This is a genomic window from Allobosea sp. LjRoot90, from assembly GCF_964254315.1.
In the GTDB taxonomy this organism is placed as follows: domain Bacteria; phylum Pseudomonadota; class Alphaproteobacteria; order Rhizobiales; family Beijerinckiaceae; genus Allobosea.
In genome coordinates this window covers 207,752-226,341 of record NZ_CAXUTF020000003.1, presented here as the reverse complement: position 1 = coordinate 226,341, position 18,590 = coordinate 207,752, and the positions used below count along the sequence as shown (strand labels likewise).

The 18,590-nt window shown below is 65.6% G+C and carries 17 protein-coding genes; 7 read left to right on the top strand and 10 right to left on the bottom strand.

What is annotated here, in order from left to right; all coding sequences use genetic code 11:
• Positions 1 to 36: 36 nt before the first annotated feature.
• Genes ACSQ3M_RS13085 through metH form a run of 3 tightly spaced genes read left to right on the top strand, consistent with a single transcriptional unit; the run spans position 37 to position 5,718 of the window.
• Positions 37 to 1,050 carry an ArsR/SmtB family transcription factor gene (locus ACSQ3M_RS13085; RefSeq protein WP_436150517.1) on the top strand — a complete coding sequence of 338 codons (1,014 nt, stop codon included), beginning with the start codon at positions 37 to 39 and terminating at the stop codon, positions 1,048 to 1,050.
• The gene (metF, locus tag ACSQ3M_RS13080; protein ID WP_126109588.1) at positions 1,050 to 1,961 is read left to right on the top strand and encodes a methylenetetrahydrofolate reductase [NAD(P)H]; all 912 of its coding nucleotides are present in this window, start codon (positions 1,050 to 1,052) and stop codon (positions 1,959 to 1,961) included. The genes ACSQ3M_RS13085 and metF overlap by 1 nt, the downstream gene beginning before the upstream one ends.
• A gap of 4 nt (positions 1,962 to 1,965) precedes the next feature.
• On the top strand, positions 1,966 to 5,718 hold the full coding sequence (metH, locus tag ACSQ3M_RS13075) for a methionine synthase (RefSeq protein WP_436150516.1): 3,753 nt from the start codon (positions 1,966 to 1,968) through the stop codon (positions 5,716 to 5,718).
• Between the two features lie 31 nt (positions 5,719 to 5,749).
• Here the strand turns inward: metH and ACSQ3M_RS13070 are convergent, their stop codons facing one another.
• The gene (locus ACSQ3M_RS13070; RefSeq protein WP_436150515.1) at positions 5,750 to 6,637 is read right to left on the bottom strand and encodes a LysR family transcriptional regulator; all 888 of its coding nucleotides are present in this window, start codon (positions 6,635 to 6,637) and stop codon (positions 5,750 to 5,752) included.
• A 117-nt stretch (positions 6,638 to 6,754) separates the two neighbouring features.
• Between ACSQ3M_RS13070 and ACSQ3M_RS13065 the strand changes: the two genes are divergently transcribed.
• Complete coding sequence (locus ACSQ3M_RS13065) at positions 6,755 to 7,954, top strand: MFS transporter (protein WP_436150514.1); 1,200 nt, start codon at positions 6,755 to 6,757, stop codon at positions 7,952 to 7,954.
• Positions 7,955 to 8,041: 87 nt separating this feature from the next.
• Here ACSQ3M_RS13065 and ACSQ3M_RS13060 read toward each other — a convergent pair whose 3' ends face one another.
• The 4 genes from ACSQ3M_RS13060 to gstA all read right to left on the bottom strand — a co-directional run bounded on the left by ACSQ3M_RS13060 (position 8,042) and on the right by gstA (position 11,689).
• On the bottom strand, positions 8,042 to 8,506 hold the full coding sequence (locus ACSQ3M_RS13060; RefSeq protein ID WP_436150513.1) for a hypothetical protein: 465 nt from the start codon (positions 8,504 to 8,506) through the stop codon (positions 8,042 to 8,044).
• A gap of 247 nt (positions 8,507 to 8,753) precedes the next feature.
• Positions 8,754 to 10,463, bottom strand: coding sequence for a Na/Pi cotransporter family protein (locus ACSQ3M_RS13055; RefSeq protein WP_436150512.1), 1,710 nt, complete (start codon positions 10,461 to 10,463; stop codon positions 8,754 to 8,756).
• 231 nt (positions 10,464 to 10,694) lie between these two features.
• Entirely contained in the window at positions 10,695 to 11,081 is a 387-nt protein-coding gene (locus ACSQ3M_RS13050) for a nuclear transport factor 2 family protein (RefSeq protein ID WP_436150511.1), read from the bottom strand.
• Positions 11,078 to 11,689 carry a glutathione transferase GstA gene (gene gstA / locus ACSQ3M_RS13045; protein ID WP_436150510.1) on the bottom strand — a complete coding sequence of 204 codons (612 nt, stop codon included), beginning with the start codon at positions 11,687 to 11,689 and terminating at the stop codon, positions 11,078 to 11,080. Before gstA ends, ACSQ3M_RS13050 begins: the two co-directional genes overlap by 4 nt.
• Before the next feature lie 122 nt (positions 11,690 to 11,811).
• Here gstA and ACSQ3M_RS13040 point away from each other — a divergent pair, with 122 nt between their 5' ends.
• Positions 11,812 to 12,177 (top strand): winged helix-turn-helix transcriptional regulator, encoded by a 366-nt coding sequence (locus ACSQ3M_RS13040; protein WP_436150509.1) that lies wholly within the window; start codon positions 11,812 to 11,814, stop codon positions 12,175 to 12,177.
• 10 nt (positions 12,178 to 12,187) lie between these two features.
• Here ACSQ3M_RS13040 and ACSQ3M_RS13035 read toward each other — a convergent pair whose 3' ends face one another.
• Positions 12,188 to 12,658 (bottom strand): VOC family protein, encoded by a 471-nt coding sequence (locus ACSQ3M_RS13035; protein WP_436150508.1) that lies wholly within the window; start codon positions 12,656 to 12,658, stop codon positions 12,188 to 12,190.
• 204 nt (positions 12,659 to 12,862) lie between these two features.
• Entirely contained in the window at positions 12,863 to 13,210 is a 348-nt protein-coding gene (gene grrA / locus ACSQ3M_RS13030) for a GrrA/OscA1 family cyclophane-containing rSAM-modified RiPP (protein ID WP_436150507.1), read from the bottom strand.
• A gap of 459 nt (positions 13,211 to 13,669) precedes the next feature.
• On the opposite strand from grrA, the gene ACSQ3M_RS13025 reads away from it, so the two are divergent.
• Together ACSQ3M_RS13025 and ACSQ3M_RS13020 are read left to right on the top strand one after the other, a co-directional pair.
• On the top strand, positions 13,670 to 14,815 hold the full coding sequence (locus ACSQ3M_RS13025; RefSeq protein WP_436150506.1) for a calcium-binding protein: 1,146 nt from the start codon (positions 13,670 to 13,672) through the stop codon (positions 14,813 to 14,815).
• 237 nt (positions 14,816 to 15,052) lie between these two features.
• Positions 15,053 to 15,436 carry an Imm8 family immunity protein gene (locus tag ACSQ3M_RS13020; protein WP_436150505.1) on the top strand — a complete coding sequence of 128 codons (384 nt, stop codon included), beginning with the start codon at positions 15,053 to 15,055 and terminating at the stop codon, positions 15,434 to 15,436.
• A gap of 138 nt (positions 15,437 to 15,574) precedes the next feature.
• Here the strand turns inward: ACSQ3M_RS13020 and ACSQ3M_RS13015 are convergent, their stop codons facing one another.
• The 3 genes from ACSQ3M_RS13015 to ACSQ3M_RS13005 all read right to left on the bottom strand — a co-directional run bounded on the left by ACSQ3M_RS13015 (position 15,575) and on the right by ACSQ3M_RS13005 (position 18,589).
• On the bottom strand, positions 15,575 to 16,531 hold the full coding sequence (locus ACSQ3M_RS13015) for a diguanylate cyclase domain-containing protein (protein WP_436150504.1): 957 nt from the start codon (positions 16,529 to 16,531) through the stop codon (positions 15,575 to 15,577).
• A 79-nt stretch (positions 16,532 to 16,610) separates the two neighbouring features.
• Positions 16,611 to 17,843, bottom strand: a complete 1,233-nt coding sequence (locus tag ACSQ3M_RS13010) for an ABC transporter permease (protein WP_436150503.1) — start codon at positions 17,841 to 17,843, stop codon at positions 16,611 to 16,613.
• Complete coding sequence (locus ACSQ3M_RS13005) at positions 17,840 to 18,589, bottom strand: ABC transporter ATP-binding protein (protein ID WP_436150502.1); 750 nt, start codon at positions 18,587 to 18,589, stop codon at positions 17,840 to 17,842. Before ACSQ3M_RS13005 ends, ACSQ3M_RS13010 begins: the two co-directional genes overlap by 4 nt.
• Position 18,590 lies beyond the last annotated feature (1 nt).

Sequence of the window (18,590 nt, the reverse complement as noted above, 5' to 3'; positions counted from 1 at the left end):
TTTATATCTTTCACAGAGAAACCGAGGCCGCTCGCAGTGACTCGCCCCTCCCATCATTCGCTGCCGACCTTGCTGGCCTGCCTGCGCGCAGCGGGCGAGGAGACGCGCCTGCGGATCCTGGCGTTGCTGGCGGAAGGCGAGCTCTCGGTCTCCGATCTCACCGACATTCTCGGCCAGTCGCAGCCGCGGATCTCGCGCCATCTCAAGCTGATGGCGGAGGCCGGGTTGCTGCGCCGTTCCCGCGAAGGCGCGTTCGCCTTCTTCCGGCTCGACGATGGAACAGCGGGCGGTGCGCTGGCGCTGACGCTCGCCCGCGATCTCGATCCCGCCGACCCTGTTCTGGCGGCCGACCGCGAGCGCCTCACTGCGGTACGTGCGAGCCGGGCCGCGGCTGCGCAATCCTATTTCGCCAATGTCGCGCGCGAATGGGACCAGCTGCGCTCGCTGCATGTGCCGGACGCGGCCGTGGAAGCGGCTGTCGAGGCCGCCGTCGGCGAGACGCCGATGCAGGCCCTGCTCGATCTCGGCACCGGCACCGGGCGCATGCTGGAGCGGCTGGCGCCAAAGGCTGGACGGGCGGTCGGCGTCGATGCCAGTCACGCCATGCTGGCGGTGGCGCGGGCCAATCTGGAGAAGGCGGGGCTGTCGCGGGTCGAGCTTCGGCAGGGCGACATCTATGCGCTCCCCTTCGCACGCGGTTCGTTCGACCTGGTGATCGTGCACCAGGTCCTGCATTTCCTCGACGATCCGGCGCGCGCGTTGCGCGAAGCGGCGGCGCTGCTCTCGCCCGGTGGCCGGCTGATCCTGGTCGACTTCGCGCCGCACGAGATGGAATTCCTGCGTACCGAGCACGCCCATCGCCGGCTCGGCTTCGAAAAGGACGAGATCGCCGCGTGGTTCGCCGAGGCCGGCCTCGAATGCGATCTCGCCGAAGAGATCACCGCTGCTGATGGCGCTTGCGGCCAGCTCGGCGTCATGCTCTGGCGCGGGCGCGACCGGCGCCTCCAGGGCGATTTCCCGCTTCGCCAGTTCGATCGTGAGGTTGCGTGATGAACGCGTTCCGTCCCAGCCGCCACGGCTCGCGCCGTCCGCGCGTCTCCTTCGAGTTCTTCCCGCCGAAGAACGAGGAGATGGAAGTCAGCCTGTGGGAGAGCGTGCGCCGGCTCGAGCCGCTCGGGCCGGCCTTCGTCTCCGTGACCTACGGTGCCGGCGGCTCGACCCGCGAGCGCACGCACAACACCGTCAAGCGCATGGTCGACGAGACCGGCCTGAAGCCGGCAGCACATCTGACCTGCGTCTCTGCGACCACGGACGAGGTCGACGAGGTCATCCGCGCCTATTGGGCGGCGGGCGTGCGCCATATCGTGGCGCTGCGCGGCGACCCGGCCGGCGGCCTCGGCAGCACCTATGAGCCCCATCCGCAAGGCTATCACCAGACCTCCGACCTGGTCGCCGGCATCCGCAAGGTCGGAGATTTCGAGGTCACGGTTTCGGCTTATCCCGAGAAGCATCCTGAAGCCGCCTCGCTCGATGCCGATATCGACGCCCTGAAGAAGAAGGTCGATGCCGGCGCGACGCGGGCGATCAGCCAGTTCTTCTTCGATAACGACGTCTATTTCCGCTATCTCGACAAGGTCCGCGCCAGGGGCATCGAGATCCCGATCCTGCCCGGCATCGTGCCGGTTCAGAACTTCAAGCAGACGGCGAATTTCGCCCGCAAGACCGGGGCGAGCGTGCCGCAATGGCTGGCCGACCGCTTTGAGGGGCTGGAGGATGACGCCGCGACGCGCCGGCTGGTCGCCGCCGCGGTCTGCGCCGAGCAGGTGCTCGACCTGATCGACCGCGGCGTCTCCGACCTGCATTTCTACACGATGAATAAAGCCGACCTGGTCTATGCGATCTGTCATCTCGTCGGCCTGAAGCCGGAGAAGGCGCAGGCGCAGCAGGTGGCGGCGGAGTAAATTGATGTCCGACTACAAGCCCGCTCCCGTCGACGGCGCCGAGATCGAGCGCGCCCTGCGCCAGGCCGCGTCCGAGCGCATCCTCATCCTCGACGGTGCGATGGGGACGCAGATCCAGGACCTGAAGCTGACCGAGGCCGATTTCCGCGGCGAGCGCTTCAAGGGCTGGAACCACGATCTCAAGGGCAATAACGACCTGATCGCCCTGACGCTGCCGGATGCGCTGCGCGACATCCATCTCGCCTACTACCGGGCCGGCGCCGACATCGTCGAGACCAACACCTTCTCCGGCACCTCGATCGCCCAGGCCGATTACGGCATGGAGGCCATCGTCTATGAGCTCAATGTCGAATGCGCCCGGCTCGCCCGCGAGGCCGCCGAGATCGCCCGCAAGGAGGACGGCCGGCGCCGCTTCGTCGCCGGCGCGATTGGCCCGACCAACCGCACGCTCTCGATCTCGCCCGACGTCAACAATCCCGGCTTCCGCGCCGTCACCTTCGATCAGGTGCGCGAGTCCTATGCCGAGCAGGTGCGCGGGCTGATCGACGGCGGTTCGGAGCTGCTGCTGATCGAGACGATCTTCGACACGCTCAACGCCAAGGCCGCGATCGTCGCGATCCAGGAGGTCTTTCGCGAGAAGAGCCTGAAGCTGCCGGTGATGATCTCCGGCACGATCACCGACCTCTCCGGCCGCACGCTCTCTGGCCAGACGGTCGAGGCCTTCTGGAACGCGGTGCGCCATGCCGATCCGCTGACGATCGGCCTCAATTGCGCGCTCGGCGCCCGCGAGATGCGCGCGCACATCAAGGACATGTCGCGCGTCGCCGGCACGCTGGTCTGCGCCTATCCCAATGCCGGCCTGCCCAACGAGTTCGGCCTCTATGACGAGCGGCCGGAAGCGACCGCGAAGATGCTGGCCGAGTTCGCCGATTCCGGCTTCGTCAACATGGTCGGCGGCTGCTGCGGCACGACGCCGGACCATATTCGCGCGATCTCGGAGGCCGTCGCCGGCAAGGCGCCGCGCAGCGTGCCGGAGCCCAAGCCGTATCTGCGTCTCGCCGGGCTCGAGCCGTTCACGCTCGATGAGACCATTCCGTTCGTCAATATCGGCGAGCGCACCAACGTCACCGGTTCGGCGAAGTTCCGCAAGCTGGTCACCGCCGGCGACTTCGCCGCGGCGCTCGACGTGGCACGCGACCAGGTCGCCAACGGCGCGCAGGTCATCGACATCAACATGGACGAGGGCCTGCTCGATTCCGAGAAGGCGATGACCGAGTTCTGCAATCTGATCGCCTCGGAGCCGGATATCTCCCGCGTGCCGATCATGGTCGATTCCTCGAAATTCCACGTGATCGAGGCCGGCCTCAAGACGATCCAGGGCAAGCCGATCGTCAATTCGATCTCGATGAAGGAGGGCGAGGAAGCCTTCCTCGAACACGCCCGCATCTGCCGGCAATACGGCGCCGCTGTCGTGGTCATGGCCTTCGACGAGACCGGCCAGGCCGACACCTATCAGCGCAAGATCGAGATCTGCACGCGCGCCTACAATCTGTTGACCGAGCAGGCCGGCTTCCCGCCCGAGGACATCATCTTCGATCCGAACATCTTCGCGGTGGCGACCGGCATCGAGGAGCACGACAACTACGGCAACGACTTCATCAACGCGACCCGCACGATCCGCGAGACCCTGCCGCACGCCCATATCTCAGGTGGCGTTTCCAACCTGTCCTTCTCGTTCCGTGGCAACGAGAAGGTCCGCGAAGCGATGCATTCGGTCTTCCTGTACCATTGCATCAAGGTCGGGATGGACATGGGCATCGTGAACGCCGGCCAGCTCGGCAGCTACGATGACCTCGATCCGGAGTTGCGCGAGCTTTGCGAGGACGTCGTCCTCAACCGGCGCAAGGATTCGACCGAGCGCCTGCTCGACGCCGCACCGCGCTTCAAGGGCGATGGCTCAGTCGCCGTCTCGGGCAAGGACCTCGCCTGGCGCGAGGCCGATGTGAACAAGCGCCTGGAGCATGCGCTGGTCAACGGCATCACCGAGTTCATCGACCGCGATACGGAAGAGGCGAGGGCGCAGGCCGAGAAGCCGCTGCATGTCATCGAGGGGCCGCTAATGGCCGGCATGAACGTGGTTGGCGACCTGTTCGGCGCCGGCAAGATGTTCCTGCCGCAGGTGGTGAAGTCGGCCCGCGTGATGAAACAGGCCGTCGGCTATCTGATGCCCTATATGGAAGAGGAGAAGCGCCTCAACGGCGGCGGCGAGCGCTCGGCCGCCGGCAAGGTGCTGATGGCGACGGTGAAGGGCGATGTCCACGACATCGGCAAGAACATCGTCGGCGTCGTGCTCCAGTGCAACAACTACGAAGTCATCGACCTCGGCGTGATGGTGCCGACGCAGAAGATCCTCGACACGGCGCGCAAGGAAAAGGTCGACATCATCGGCCTCTCCGGGCTGATCACGCCCTCGCTCGACGAGATGGTCACCGTCGCCTCCGAGATGGAGCGCGAGGGCTTCGATATCCCGCTCTTGATCGGCGGGGCGACGACGAGCCGCGTCCACACGGCGGTGAAGATCCACCCGGCCTACAATCAGGGCCAGACGGTCTATGTCACCGACGCCTCGCGCGCCGTCGGCGTCGTCTCCAGCCTGCTCTCAAAGGAGCAGAAGGGACCGTATGTCGAGGGCATCCAGGCCGAGTACGCCAAGGTCGCCGCCGCGCATCGCCGCTCGGAGGCCGACAAGCAGCGCCTGCCGCTGGCGAAGGCCCGCGCCAATGCCTTCAAGCCAGACTGGGCCGGCTACCAGCCGCCGAAGCCGACCTTCCTCGGCACGCGCGTGTTCCGGACCTATGACATCGCCGATCTCGTACCGCTGATCGACTGGACGCCGTTCTTCCAGACCTGGGAGATGAAGGGCCGGTACCCTGCGATCCTCGAGGATGAGAAGCAGGGCGAGGCGGCGCGCGCGCTCTGGGACGATGCGCAGGCGATGCTGAAGCGCGTCGTCGAGGAGCGCTGGTTCAACCCAAAGGCGGTGATCGGCTTCTGGCCGGCGAACACTGTCGGCGACGATATCCGCCTCTATACCGGCGAGAGCCGGCAGGAGACGCTCGCCACCTTCCACGGCCTGCGCCAGCAGCTCTCCAAGCGCGACGGCAAGCCGAACATGTGCATCTCCGATTTCGTCGCGCCGGAAGGCATCGAGCGGCCCGACTATGTCGGCGCCTTCGTGGTGACCTCCGGCGCGGAGGAGGAGCGCATCTCGGAGAAATTCGCGCGCGACAACGACGATTACCGCTCGATCATGGTCAAGGCGCTGGCCGACCGCATCGCCGAGGCCTTTGCCGAGCGCATGCATCAGCGCGTGCGCACCGAGTTCTGGGCCTATGCGCCGGATGAGACCTACTCGAACGAGGACCTGATCCGCGAGGAATACCGGGGCATCCGGCCGGCGCCGGGTTATCCGGCCCAGCCCGACCATACCGAGAAGGCACAACTGTTCGAGCTGCTGCAGGCCGAACGCCGCGTCGGCGTCAAGCTGACCGAGAGCTATGCGATGTGGCCGGGTTCATCGGTCTCGGGCCTCTATCTCTCGCATCCGGACGCCTACTATTTCGGCGTCGCCAAGGTCGAGCGCGACCAGGCCGAGGACTACGCCGTCCGCAAGGGCATGGACATTCGCGAGGTCGAGCGCTGGCTTTCGCCGATCCTGAACTACGAGCCGAGCGCCTATGCGGAGGCGGCGGAGTAGGGCGCCTCGCTGCGAGCGCGGTGAGGCGGGGTCATGCGGCCAGGAACTCTTCGGCCGCAAAGTCGACGAAGGCTCGCAGTTTCGGCGAGGCGTGGCGGCTCGCGGGCCACATCAAGCTGAGCTTCGTCCGCACCTCCACGTAGCTGTCGAGGATGCTGACAAGCGAGCCTCGCTGCAATTGCGCTACGACCGACAGGTCGGGAACACAGGCGATACCGAGCCCGCTTTCGGCGAGGCCGATCTGCGCTTCGAGCGCGTTCGTCACCACGCTGATCGGCATGTCGATCTGCACGGGCTCGCCATTTCTGGACAAGGGCCATTGGTCGAGCTTTCCCGTGGAGGCGTAGCGATAAACGAGGCGGGAATGCCGGGCGAGATCTTCCGGCGTTTCCGGCGTTCCCATCTGACGGAAATAGTCCGGCGAACCGACAATCGGCCGGCGGAAATAGCCGAGCGTTCGGGTCATCAGCCTGGAATCGGCATGTTCTCCCGTGCGGATCACGACATCGAAACCCTCGCCGATCACATCGACCACCCGGTCAGTGGCATCCAGCTCCAGCTCAACCTGCGGATAGCGCCGTTTGAATGCGGCGAGTTTCGCCATGGGTATCATGCTCATCGACGGTAGGCTGACACGCAGCCTGCCTTGCGGTGCCGCCTGGCTTTGCGACAGCTCGAGCTCGGCGGCCTCATATTCGCAGAGAATGCGCCGGCAGCGTTCGAGGAAGATCGCGCCCTCCGGCGTCAGCGTGACGCTGCGGGTCGAACGGTGGAACAGCCGTGCGCCAAGCCGATCCTCCAGACGCGCCACGGCCTTGCTGACGGCCGATGCCGAGATGCCGAGCTTGCGGCCGGCTTCGGTGAAACCACCGGCATCGGCCGCATGCACAAAGGCGAAGAGAGCTCCAAGGCTGTCCATGTCGCGATCCCTCACGCGTGACGGAAATGTCCAAAGTATTGTGAATTGTGTCCTGTTTTTCGGTCAATGAGAACCGGCTACCACAAGCGCCGACACATCTTTGAAAGCGCTCTGCCCATGACATCCGCGACGAACACGCTCTCGACTGGCGCAACCGACGCGAGGCTGCCGTTAGGGGGCCTGCTGGCGCTCGCCATGGCGGCTTTCATCACGCTCCTGACCGAGATCCTGCCATCGGGGCTACTCCCGCAAATGGCTGAGAGCCTTGGAAAATCCGAGGCGCTGATCGGCCAGCTTGTCACCGTCTACGCGATAGGTTCGCTCGTCTCCGCGATTCCCTTGACGATTGCCACGCAGAACTGGCGGCGGCGCACGCTGCTGCTGATCGCCATCGGCGGTTTCGCCATCGTCAACACGGTGACAGCCATCTCCGACAGCTATGCCGTCACGCTGGTTGCCCGTTTCGTCGCGGGCATGAGTGCGGGCCTGCTCTGGGCGCTGGCGGCTGGTTATGCCGCGCGGATGGTGCCCGACTATCTGCAGGGTCGCGCGATCGCCGTCGCGATGGTCGGAGCGCCGCTTGCCCTCTCGCTCGGCATTCCGACAGGAACGTTCCTCGGCACGCTCCTGGGCTGGCGCTGGACCTTCGGCGTGATGAGCGGGTTGACGGTGCTCCTCGTCTTCTGGGTGCTGGCCAAGGTGCCTGATTTTCCCGGCCAGAAGCGGGGTCAGGAATTCGGGCTGAAGACGGTGTTCATGCTGCCGGGCCTGCGGCCGGTCCTGTTCGTGGTCTTTGCCTATGTGCTCGCCCACAACACCCTCTACACCTATATCGCGCCTTTCCTCGAGCCGGCTGGCATCAAGAACCGGACCGATGTCGTGCTGCTGGTCTTTGGCGTTGCATCGCTGCTCGGCATCTGGATCACAGGCGCCCTGATCGATCGCTGGCTGCGCGAACTGGTTCTTGCGAGCATCGCGTTGTTCGGCTTTTCCGCCCTGGCGCTCGGGATCGCCGGAACGGTGCCGGGAGTGATCTATGGCGCGGTCGCCGTCTGGGGACTAGCCTTCGGTGGGGCCGGGACATTGTTTCAGACCGCCTCGGCCAAGGCTGCCGGCCATGCGGCCGATGTCGCGCAGTCGATGCTGGTGACGACGTGGAACCTCGCCATTGCAGGTGGCGGCATCGTCGGCGGATTGCTGCTGAGCGGACTTGGCGTTGCGCCTTTTCCGTGGGTGCTGGCCGCGCTTCTCGCCGCTACATTCGTGGTCGCATGGGCCGCGAAGAGCCATGGCTTTCGTGCCGCCAGAGCCGGCTGACACCGTTGCCAATGACAGGCTGTGCGCGTGCGGGCTTCGCCCGATACGGCACAGCCTGGCTGTCGCTTCAGCTGGGGCGCCTGCCGGTCACCCGCCGCAGCGTTGCGCCATCACGGCAAAGCCCTTCTGCCCGCCGGCGAGCGGGAAGCTTTGTGTCTCGCCCTCGATGCGCAAGGTAAGGCTCTGCCCCTTGCGCAGCACCGACTGAAGCGCCGGCGTCAGCGTCGTCATCGCCTCGAAGTGATTGCCCATCTCATCGCGGATCAGCTTCATGCTCAGATCGGCCTGCCCGCCGCTCGACGACAGCTTGGCGGTTGTCGTGGCGTTGTCCTTCATGCCTTCCTTGAAGAAGGGAATCCTGACGGTCAGGCTCTTGCTGGCGAAATCGCAGGAGAAAAACAGGCGCTGGTCGTCGGTCTGCGGCATCTCATAGGCGACGACGATGCCCTCGCCATCCTGCCGGATCCCCCAGCTCAGACCGTCCTTGGCCAAGGTGGCGGCGGTCTGGAGCGCCAAAGCGGGCGCGAGCAGGAAAATCGCCTTCGGTGTCATGGTAGGCATCCTCTTATCCTATCGATCGCCGCGCCTTGCGCCGGACAGGCGATAATTCGCTCCGCGCTTCAGGTTGCACTGTCATTGCGAGGAGCGAAGCGACGACGCAATTCGGGAGCGGCAGCATATGGCGGCAAGCCCCCTGGATTGCTTCGCTTACGCTCGCAATGACGATAAAGGCCGAGCAGAAATGGCAAACGGGCCGCCCGAAGGCGGCCCGCTCGTTGTCGGACTATTCTAGACTTGATTAGGCCGGCACTGCGGCGGCGCCGAAATCGCTGGCTTCGCGGGTCTGCTTGCCAGTTTCCGTCACCGGCACGACACGCGAGACCGAGCGACGCTCGTCATCGATGCGCTCGATCAGGAAGTAGGCGCGTTCGGCCGAGCCGAGCAGCGCCAGGATCGCGCCGCGCTCGACCCAGGGCAGCTCGGCGCCGAGGCGCAGGCAACGCTCGCGGACAGCCGTCAGGGCGGCAATGCGCGGTTCGGCCTCGGCAGAGACGGCAGGCGTGTCCTGCCCGGCCGGCACAATGGCGCGCATCGCCTCGGCGACCTGGTCGATGACGCTGTCGACGATCTCGCGGCCGGGCGCGCCGAAGGGCTGGCGCTCGATGCGGCGGGCGATCTGGTAGAGCGTCTCGCCGAGGCTCGCGGTGAAGTCCTCTTCCTCGATCAGGCTCGCGACGAGGTCGGCACGGGCATAGGGCATCTCGGATGTGAACATGCCGGACGTGTAGGCGCGGATGTCGCGGTTGAGCACGTCGATCGCAGTGTAGAGTTCGTCGCTCTTCTCCGGCGCATCCGGCTTATTGCGGGCGATGTCGAGGAAGAGCTGTGTCGCCTGGAGATAGCGACCGGTCTCCTGTTGGATGTTCGCGACGGCATGGCCATGGTCGGTCGCCTTGGCGAGGAAACGCGGCTGCGAGTAGTCCTCGACATCGTCCAGATGCGACGCGCCGACCTTCAGCAGAATCCGCTCGAACACTCCGACGAAGGGGAAGAGCAGAACGGTGTTGAAGATGTTGAAGAAGGTCGAGTAGAGGCCGATTGCGACAGGGATGAGCGGATAGGTCTCCTTGCCGTCCTTGATGACAGCCGCGCCCGGATCGCCGCCGAACCATTGCATCGCCCAGGTGAGCACGTCCATCGAGACGAAGAAGAGCGGTATCGTGATGGCGACGCCGATGATGTTGAAGGAGATGTGGAAATAGGCGGCGCGCTTGGCGTTCTTGGTCAGGTTGAGCGAGGCCATCCAGGAGGTGATGGTGGTGCCGAGATCGGCGCCGAGCGAGAAGGCGACGGCGGTCTTCCAGTCGAGGATGCCGGCGGCGCCGAGGCCCATGACGATGCCGATCGTCGCCGAGGAGGAGTGGATCATCGCGGTGATGCCAGCGGCGATCAGCACGCAGTAGAGCAGCCCGAGATAGCTGTCGGCCTTGAGCGAAGAGATGACGCCCATCACCTCCGGCATGGCGCGCAGCGGGCGCAGGCCGCCGGTCATCAGGTTGAGGCCGTAGAAGATCAGCGCGAAGCCCATGCAGGCGAGCGCGATGTTCTTCACCTTGTCGGTCTTGGCGAAGATGTGAAGCAGCGCGAAGATGCCGGCGAGGAACAGGCCGAGCGGGCCGAGTGGCAGGGCGATTAGGCCGTTGCCGAGGGTAGTGCCGATATTGGCACCCATGATCACGCTGATCGCGGGTCGCAGCCCGATCACGCCGGCGTTGACGAGACCGACGACCATGACGGTCATCGCGGTCGAGGACTGGATGATGCCGGTGATGAAGGTGCCGGCCAGAACGCCCTTGACCGGTGTACCGGCGATCTTGGCGAGCAGCGCCCGCATCTTGTTGACGGCGAGATTCTGGATGCCGTTGCTCATGAATTCGAGGCCGAGCATGAAGATGCCCAGGCCACCGACCACAGGCACGATCACCTGCGTGAAGATATCGACTTGCATGCTCTCGACTCCGACAAGGGGCGCGGCCGGGTCGAGGCGTCACGGCGAGCATCAGCGCGCGCGTCCCGCAATGGACACGCGCGTTTCTCCGTGCCGGTTTCCCCACCTGGCAAGCGGAGTCCTAGGCAGGTCGTACGACAGCCCGGTGACTATGCGTCACGACGGTGGCGGGTCGCTGGCTGATACCTGGCCGCCGGCTCCTGTATCCGCCGGCGGCCCGATTTCCGCTGTTCAGGCCGCCTCGTCGAGGTCGAAATGGAAGACCTTGGCGATCAGGCGCCAGTGCCCGTCGAGCCTGACGAAGCTCAGGAGATCAGTGAAGCGCTTGGGGCCGATGGCGCATTCGACGCGGGCCAGTGCAGTGACCGGCCCGGCGAACTCGATCGAGAGGATGCGATCGCGGCGGGGCTCGCCGCGACTTGCCGGCGAAGGCCGCTTCGCCACCATCGGCAGATACTCCGCCAGGGTCAGGTAGGTCAGGCTACCCTCGGTGCCGCAGGCATAGATCGCCTGCGGGTGGAAGAGCTGCCCGAGCCTATCGGCGTCGCTGTGGTAAAGCCCGTCGAAGTAAGCATCGAGCGCGGCGACGATCTCGGCAAAGCGCGGATCGGCGCTCACTGGAGCAAGCCCTCGGCCCGCATTGCCTCCTGCACGCCGGCGCGGGCGCCGATCCGCGCCATGAACGCTCGCAGCTTCGGGAAGGCGTCGAGCGGAACGCCGCGGCTGTCGGACCAGTTGACGATAGTGAAGAGGTAGCCGTCGGCGACGGTGAAATGCTCGCCGAGGAGATGGTTGCGGCCATCGGCGAGGAGGGCTTCGATATAGGCGAGCTTCCTGGCGACGCGGGTCCGCGCCGCCACCTTGCCGTCCTCGGTGGTGTCTGGGAGGAAGAGCGGCGTGTAGGCCTTGTGCAATTCGCTGCCGATGAAGTTCATGACCTCCTCGAGCTTGAAGCGCTCGAAGCTGCCCGGCTTGGGCGCCAGATCGGCAGCGGGGGCAAGATCGGCGATGTAGCGGGCGATGACCGCGCCTTCGGTCAGCACAGAGCCATCGTCGAACTGCAGTGCGGGGACATAGCCCTTGGGATTGACCGCGGCATAGTCGGCGCCAGTGTCGGTCCGGCCGGCGATCAGGTCGACCTTCTCCAGGGTGACGGGCAGGCCGGCCTCGCGCAGGGCGATATGGGGTGAAAGCGAGCAAGCGCCCGGCGAGTAGTAGAGCTTCATGGCGATTTCTCTCCGCGTTGACGATGGCGGAGAGCTAGGCGGAAGCAGTTACCTCTGTATACGGGGTAACTTGTTGTAACTGCGTTTTCCGGTATCCTCCCGGTAACCGGAGGGATTGCTGCATGGCCTTGAAACTCAGGAAGAACCGCGCTTTGCCACAGCCCGAGACCTGCAATGTCGGCGCCTGCATGCAGGTGCTCGGCGGGGCCTGGACGCCGAACGTGATCTGGTTCCTGAGCGGTGGGCCGCGCCGCTTCGGGGAACTGCGGCGCGACATCCCGGCGATCTCGGCCAAGATGCTGAGCGCGCGCCTGCGGGTGCTGGAGAGCAAGGGGGTCGTTCACCGCAAGGTGGTGCCGACGAGCCCGCCCTCGACCGAATATGCGTTGACCGACCTCGGACAGGAGTACGTGCCGGCGATCCTTGCGATCGCCGAGGTCGGCGCCAAGCTGAAGGCGCAGGCCACGGTGCGAGCGCAGGCGGCCTGAGCGGCGGAACTCAGCCCTTCGCCGCGGCTTCCAGCCCGGCGATGTCGAGCTTGACCATCTGCAGCATCGCCTCGGCGACGCGCTGGGCCTTGGCTCGATCGGGGTCACGGATCAATTCGCCGAGGCGCTTGGGCGTGATCTGCCAGGACACGCCCCAGCGATCCTTGAGCCAGCCGCATTGCTCGAATTGGCCGCCCTCGCCTAGCGCGTCCCAGAGCCGGTCGATCTCGGCCTGCGTGTCGCATTCGACCACGATCGAGAAGGTGTGGTTGAACGCATCGGAGCGCCCGGCCTCGAAGGCCTGATAGCGCTGGCCACCGATGATGAAGGAGGCGATCTTGACGCTTCCGGCTGGCCCACTCGGCGACTCTGCCGGCAAAGCACTGCTCCATTCGAGCGCCGAGTTCGGGATCAGCGAGGTGTAGAGGCTGATCGCGGCCTCCATGTCCTTATCGAACCAGAGATTCTGGGTGACTTTCATCGCGATGCTCCCTGCTGCGCCATCAAGCCAGAGATTGGCCTGTCGCTTCAAGGACGAACGCGGGGGGAAGGTTCCGACAAGGCTGCGGCGATTTTTTGGGAGGTGCGACTCCAAGGGTCGAGGGCGCCTCAACCCTCTTGCCTCTGTTCACGTACTTCGTGGGCGTGGAGCGGCCTCGCTCTTTAGCGAGGCCGCTGCTTCAACTCACCAGCGATCGTAGCGGGGGCGACCATAGCCGTCGCCATATCCGCGCCGGTAACCGTAACCGCCGCCGTAGCCGCCGCCATAACCACGTCCGTAGCCGCGCCCGTAACCGTCGCCGTAACCGCGTCCATAGCCGCCACCGCGGCCGTAACGCTGGCGATCGAGGTTGTCCTGGATGATCTGCATCCGCCGCATCTTCGCGTCGCTCGCGGTGAACTCCGCCGGCAGCCTGTCGAGTTGCTGCGCGGTCGCAGAGGGAAGCGATCCGCTGAGCTCGGCCGCGGAGGCGGTGCTGACCGCCGTGGCGGAGCCGATGAGCAGGGCAGCGGCGATCAATAGATGTCGCATGAAAGGTCTCCTGATTTGTTGAGGCGATGATCGCAGTCGCAATTGCAACGCCACCTGAACGGAATTGTTCGCTCGCGTTCAGCGAACGCGCGGGCCGAGCGGCCACTTGGGATACGACGCGAGAGCCGTCAGCGGAATCTGTCCGCTTGCGGACGATGGTCCAAAGAAGGTTGCCGAAAGGTTGCGGCGCTGTCTGACGGATTTACGTCAGATCGCGTCAGCGCGGCTGTGGCGCGCTCCACGACGATGGGTGGTGTCGATGTCCGGAGTGGGTCGTGAGCTGACACCCGTCGCCTTCTCGGAAGCAGACTTTGAGCGAGCACCAGAGCGTGACGAACCAGGTGACAGTGTCCAGGCCGCGAGTTTTGTTATGGGCGGACCTGCGCAACCTCTAGCCATGCTAGCCTGTTTTGTGCTCGGTATAGGATACAAGGCTAACGCTACGGGACGGAGACCAGCATGCCCACATACACCGGCACTCCCGGGAACGACGTCCACACCAGCGCGACGGACAACATCCAGTACGGGCTCGACGGCAATGACACGCTGACCTATTTGGGCATGGTCGCTCCGGAGCTGTACGGCGGCGAAGGCGACGACACGCTCGACTACAGCAGCGGGTACGCCATCAACGGCGTCCTCTATGGCGGCAACGGCAACGACACCATCATCAGCACGAGCCTCGGGCTCGGCGGCGGCTCGTCCACCTTTGGCGACGGGGGTGACGATCAGATCACGAATTATGGCGGCGCTGCCTATGGCGGCGATGGCAACGATACCATAACCGTTGGCAAGAGCGGGTTTTACGGCGGAGTCGCCTATGGCGGCTTGGGTGACGACGTCATTAACGCGTCGAATACAGGGCTAATCGACGGCGGCCAGGGCAACGACACGATCTATGCCGGCTATTCGGGTATCGGCGACACGGCAATCGTCATCGGTGGCGATGGCGACGATTTTATCGTCAATCCCCAGACTGTAAGCAACACGCAGCGCATGTCGATCTTCGGGGGAGACGGAAACGATTCGCTCTATGGCGGCGGCGGGCATGACGTGCTGGTCGGCGGCAACGGGCGCGACCTGCTCGTCGGCAACGCTGGAGATGACTACCTTTACATGGGGAGCGCCGGCGGATCCGGTTACGGCGGCGATGGCAACGACGTCGGCGTAGGGGCAGCCGGTAACGAGATTTTCGTCCTGGGGGCCGGCGCCGACACCGCCTACGGTTATGACGGCGACGACTACTTCTACCTCGGGGACGGAAACGACATTGCCTATGGTGGTGGCGGCACGGATGTTCTGCTCGGCGAAGCCGGCGATGACTATCTCGAGGGCGGCGAGGGCGTGAATTACTATTTCGGCGGTGCCGGGAGCGACACGTTCGTCGTCAGGGATATCGCTTCGGTGCAGGTGGTCCAGGACTGGAAGGACGGTGCCGACGTCGTGCGCTTCGAAGGATCGGGCTTCTCCTCCCTCGCCGACGTGCTCTCGCATTCGTATCAGAACGGCACCTATTTCGTCATCCAGGTCGATAGCGACACCGCTGTTTGGCTCGTCAACGCCTCGGCGCAAACAGTGACGGCGTCCGACTTTATCTTCGCCTGACCTGCCGAACATGCGGCCGCCCCAGCGTCGGTATCTTTCGCCGACGATTGTAAGGGGCGGCCGCCTTCGGCGACAGCGACGCAGGGAGCACATCACTGGCACGCGCTGAGGTCAGCTAAGGGTCGGGAGCGGACGTTCAGTTCGACCAAGGCTGACTTGCGAAAGGTGATTGGTCAATCTAACCGGTTGAGCAGCCGATACCGCAGTTGCAGGCGATGGCTTGGTGGAAGAACAGCCGTGCAAGAGGCAGAACTGAAGTTTACGCATGTGTCCGGTTACGTGCTAGAAGAGTTCGATTTTGCTTCTTACGAGTACGAATCTATTGGCGTAGATATCGATGTTGGGCCGAAAGGCGTCGATGGCAGCAATATTTTCTTTGCGTTCTTCGTTACTCCCAACTTCATGGCTGATCCCGCACGCGCCCATGACAGCACTCCAGCGGAGTGGACCGATGAGAGGAAGATCATTGTTTCGGCAATTGCTCTAAAGCCGATCCAAGATGCATTGAACGCCATATTGGAGCCCAGCTTGGCGCTTGGCTGGCCTGAATGCATTGACCGACTGCGAATAAATCTGCTCTGGGAATACGAGGGAATGGAGCCGGTTGAGCCGCATCGCTAGCAATAAGCGCATGTGCGTTGGCGATGATGCATCAGCCGCTCAGCGACCCGGATGCGCCAGTCACCGGGGATGGAAAAGAGCACTAGCGAACGTCCGCAACGGGTCGGAAGCTGCCGCTCCAGCTCATCAGCTCTCGGCCTAGCTCGCGCGCAACCCGCGAGCACCAGCCATCGCCACGTCGCCCGCCACCTCGACCGGATCGCCGAACAGGCGCAGGCAGTTGCGGCCGGCCGCCTTGGCGACATAGAGCGCCGAATCCGCTTCGGCGAAGCGCCGCTCCGGATCGTGCAGGAGGCCGGGGCGCAGGATGGTCGCGCCGATCGAGGCGCTGACCGCGATGGTGGTGTCACGCCAGGTGACCGGGCGCGCCAGCGCCTTCTGGGCCTGCTCCAGCCGGTGAAGCAGATAGGGGCGGCCGGCAGCCGAGCAGAGCAGCAGGCCGAACTCATCGCCGCCGATGCGGGCGATGATCGCGGCGTCGCTCAGCGAGGTCTCGAGCCGCATCGCAATCTGGCGCAGGCATTCATCGCCGGCGGCATGGCCGAAGCGATCGTTGATCGGCTTCAGATTGTCGAGGTCGACGATGGCGAGGACGCCGAGCGCGCAATTATCGCCAGTGTGGCGGCGCAGATCGGAGAGCTGCATCTCGAAGGCGCGGCGATTGGCGAGGCCGGTCAGCGGGTCGCTATAGGCGAGCCGGCGCAGCCCCAGCCACATGTCCTTCTCGCCGGTGATGTCCTGCTTGGCGCCGTGGATGCGGACCGGCCGGCCGTGCTCGTGCGTCACAGAGGCGGAAAGGCGCATCCAGCGCTCGGCGCCGGCGGCGGTACGGATCCGGGCGTCAATGCTGAAGCCCTGCCCGGATGCAATCAGCCGGCCACGCAGGCGCTCCATCTCGGCGCGCGAGTCATCGTAGTAGAGGTCGACGATCGAAGGCCGGTGGATCGCCGAGCCGCGTGGCAGGCCGAAGAGGTCGTAGATGCCGTCGGTCCAACTCAATTGGGTGTCGGCGAGCCGGCATTCCCAGGCGCCGATGCCGGCCATCAACGCGGCCTGGTCGTAGAGGCGTCTGGCTTCGGCGTCGGAGAGCGGCATCGTCTGGCTCTGCGCCCTGCGTCGAGTGATCGGCGAGTCCGACGACGCTAGGGCGGAAGGGTTAACGAAGATTGCCGCGTCACTCGCGTCGCAGCGCCTCGATCGGGTCGAGCCGGGCGGCCTGGCGCGCCGGGTAGAAGCCGAAGAAGACGCCGATCAGGCCGGAAACGCCGACGGCGACCAGGATGGTCTGCGGCGAGATCACGAAGGGCCAGCCGGCGAAGCGGGCGATTCCGGTGGCGGCGCCGATGCCGAGCGCGATGCCGACGGCGCCGCCGATGGTCGCCAGCGTCGTCGCCTCGATCAGGAATTGCGAGAGCACGTCGCGCTGGCGGGCGCCGACGGCGAGTCGGAGGCCGATCTCGCGGGTGCGCTCGGTCACCGAGACCAGCATGATGTTCATGATGCCGATGCCGCCGACCAGCAGCGAGACGCCGGCGACCGCCGCCAGCAGCCAGGAGAGGGTGCTGGCGGCTGCGGTCGCGGTGTTGGCGATCTCGGTCAGGTTGCGGACGATGAAGTCGTCCTCCTGATCCTCGACGAGGCGATGGCGCTGGCGCAGCAAAGCGCGGGTCTGCTCGATGCCCGGCGCGATTGCCTCCTCGCTGGCGAACTTGACCATGATGGTCTGGACCGAGCGGTCGCGGGCGTAGTTGCGGCCGATGATGCGGCGCCGGCCGGTGTCGAGCGGCACGAAGATGACGTCGTCCTGGTCCTGGCCGAGCGCCGACTGGCCCTTGCCGGCCATCACGCCGATGACCTTGAAGGGCACGTTGCGGATGCGGAACATCTGGCCGAGCGGATCGCTCTCGCCGAACAGGTTCTTCGCCACGGTCTGGCCGATGATGGCGACGATCTCGCCGCGGCGCAGTTCCTCCGGCTCGAACAGGCGGCCCTCGGCGAGCCCCCATTCGCGGGCGGCGAAGAAATCGAGATCGGTCGCGGTGATCGTCGTCGACCAGTTGGTGCCGGCATAGACGGCCTGGGCGCGGGTGGTGATCACCGAGGCGGAGGCGGCGACGTCCTCGACCTCGGCCGCGACGGCGCGGGCATCCTCATCGGTCAGGGTCGAGGAGGCGCCGGCACCGAGCCTGACGCCGCCCTGTGTGACGTTGCCGGCCTGGATGATGGCGAGATTGGCGCCGAGCGACTTGATCTGGCTGTCGACCCGCTCGCGCGCACCCGAGCCGATCGCAACCATGGCGATGACGGCGGCGACGCCGATGATGATGCCGAGCATGGTCAGCGCCGAGCGCAGCGCATTGGCGCCGATGGCGGAGAGGGCGGAGCGGATGGCTTCCAGCAGGCTCATTCGGCAGCCTCCGGCAGCGGGGTGGCGGTGTCTTGGGCGGCGAGCGCGGCGCGTGCATCGGCCGGCTCCTGGCGGGTGTCGGCGATGACATGGCCGTCGCGGAAGCGCACGACCCGGCGGGCATGGCGGGCGACCTCGGCATCATGCGTCACCAGCACGACGGTGACGCCCTCGCGGTTGAGGTCCTGGAAGAGGGCGAGGATCTCGAGCGCGGTGCGGCTGTCGAGCGCGCCGGTCGGCTCGTCGGCGAGGAGCAGGCGCGGCTGGTTGACCAGGGCCCGGGCGATGGCGACGCGCTGCTGCTGGCCACCTGAGAGCTGCATCGGCCGATGATGGGCGCGGTCGGCGAGGCCGACGCGGGCGAGGGCAGCGAGCGCCCGTTCGCGCCGCGCCTTGCCGTCGAGCCCGGCATAGACCATCGGCAGCTCGACATTGGCGCAGGCGTCGACCCGCGGCAGCAGGTTGAACTGCTGGAAGACGAAGCCGAGCTTGCGATTGCGGAGCGCGGCGAGTCCGTCGCTGGAGAGCGTCTCGACCGCGACACCGTCGAGCCGGTAATGGCCGCCGGTCGGCCGGTCGAGGCAGCCGACCAGATTCATGAAGGTCGACTTGCCCGAGCCCGACGGGCCCATCACGGCGACGAGTTCGCCGGCCTCGATGTCGAGCGTCACGTCGGCCAGCGCAGTGACGCGGCCGGAATCGAGATCGTAGACCCGGGAGAGATCGCGCACCTCGATCAGGGGCATG

Excerpts from the sequence above, each read along its gene's own strand:
- metF (WP_126109588.1), top strand. The coding sequence starts at position 1,050 with ATGAACGCGTTCCGTCCCAGCCGCCACGGCTCGCGCCGTCCGCGCGTC.
- metH (WP_436150516.1), top strand. The coding sequence starts at position 1,966 with ATGTCCGACTACAAGCCCGCTCCCGTCGACGGCGCCGAGATCGAGCGC.
- ACSQ3M_RS13070 (WP_436150515.1), bottom strand. The coding sequence starts at position 6,637 with ATGGACAGCCTTGGAGCTCTCTTCGCCTTTGTGCATGCGGCCGATGCC.
- ACSQ3M_RS13065 (WP_436150514.1), top strand. The coding sequence starts at position 6,755 with ATGACATCCGCGACGAACACGCTCTCGACTGGCGCAACCGACGCGAGG.
- ACSQ3M_RS13060 (WP_436150513.1), bottom strand. The coding sequence starts at position 8,506 with ATGACACCGAAGGCGATTTTCCTGCTCGCGCCCGCTTTGGCGCTCCAG.
- ACSQ3M_RS13055 (WP_436150512.1), bottom strand. The coding sequence starts at position 10,463 with ATGCAAGTCGATATCTTCACGCAGGTGATCGTGCCTGTGGTCGGTGGC.
- gstA (WP_436150510.1), bottom strand. The coding sequence starts at position 11,689 with ATGAAGCTCTACTACTCGCCGGGCGCTTGCTCGCTTTCACCCCATATC.
- ACSQ3M_RS13040 (WP_436150509.1), top strand. The coding sequence starts at position 11,812 with ATGGCCTTGAAACTCAGGAAGAACCGCGCTTTGCCACAGCCCGAGACC.
- ACSQ3M_RS13035 (WP_436150508.1), bottom strand. The coding sequence starts at position 12,658 with ATGAAAGTCACCCAGAATCTCTGGTTCGATAAGGACATGGAGGCCGCG.
- grrA (WP_436150507.1), bottom strand. The coding sequence starts at position 13,210 with ATGCGACATCTATTGATCGCCGCTGCCCTGCTCATCGGCTCCGCCACG.
- ACSQ3M_RS13025 (WP_436150506.1), top strand. The coding sequence starts at position 13,670 with ATGCCCACATACACCGGCACTCCCGGGAACGACGTCCACACCAGCGCG.
- ACSQ3M_RS13015 (WP_436150504.1), bottom strand. The coding sequence starts at position 16,531 with ATGCCGCTCTCCGACGCCGAAGCCAGACGCCTCTACGACCAGGCCGCG.
- ACSQ3M_RS13010 (WP_436150503.1), bottom strand. The coding sequence starts at position 17,843 with ATGAGCCTGCTGGAAGCCATCCGCTCCGCCCTCTCCGCCATCGGCGCC.
- ACSQ3M_RS13005 (WP_436150502.1), bottom strand. The coding sequence starts at position 18,589 with ATGCCCCTGATCGAGGTGCGCGATCTCTCCCGGGTCTACGATCTCGAT.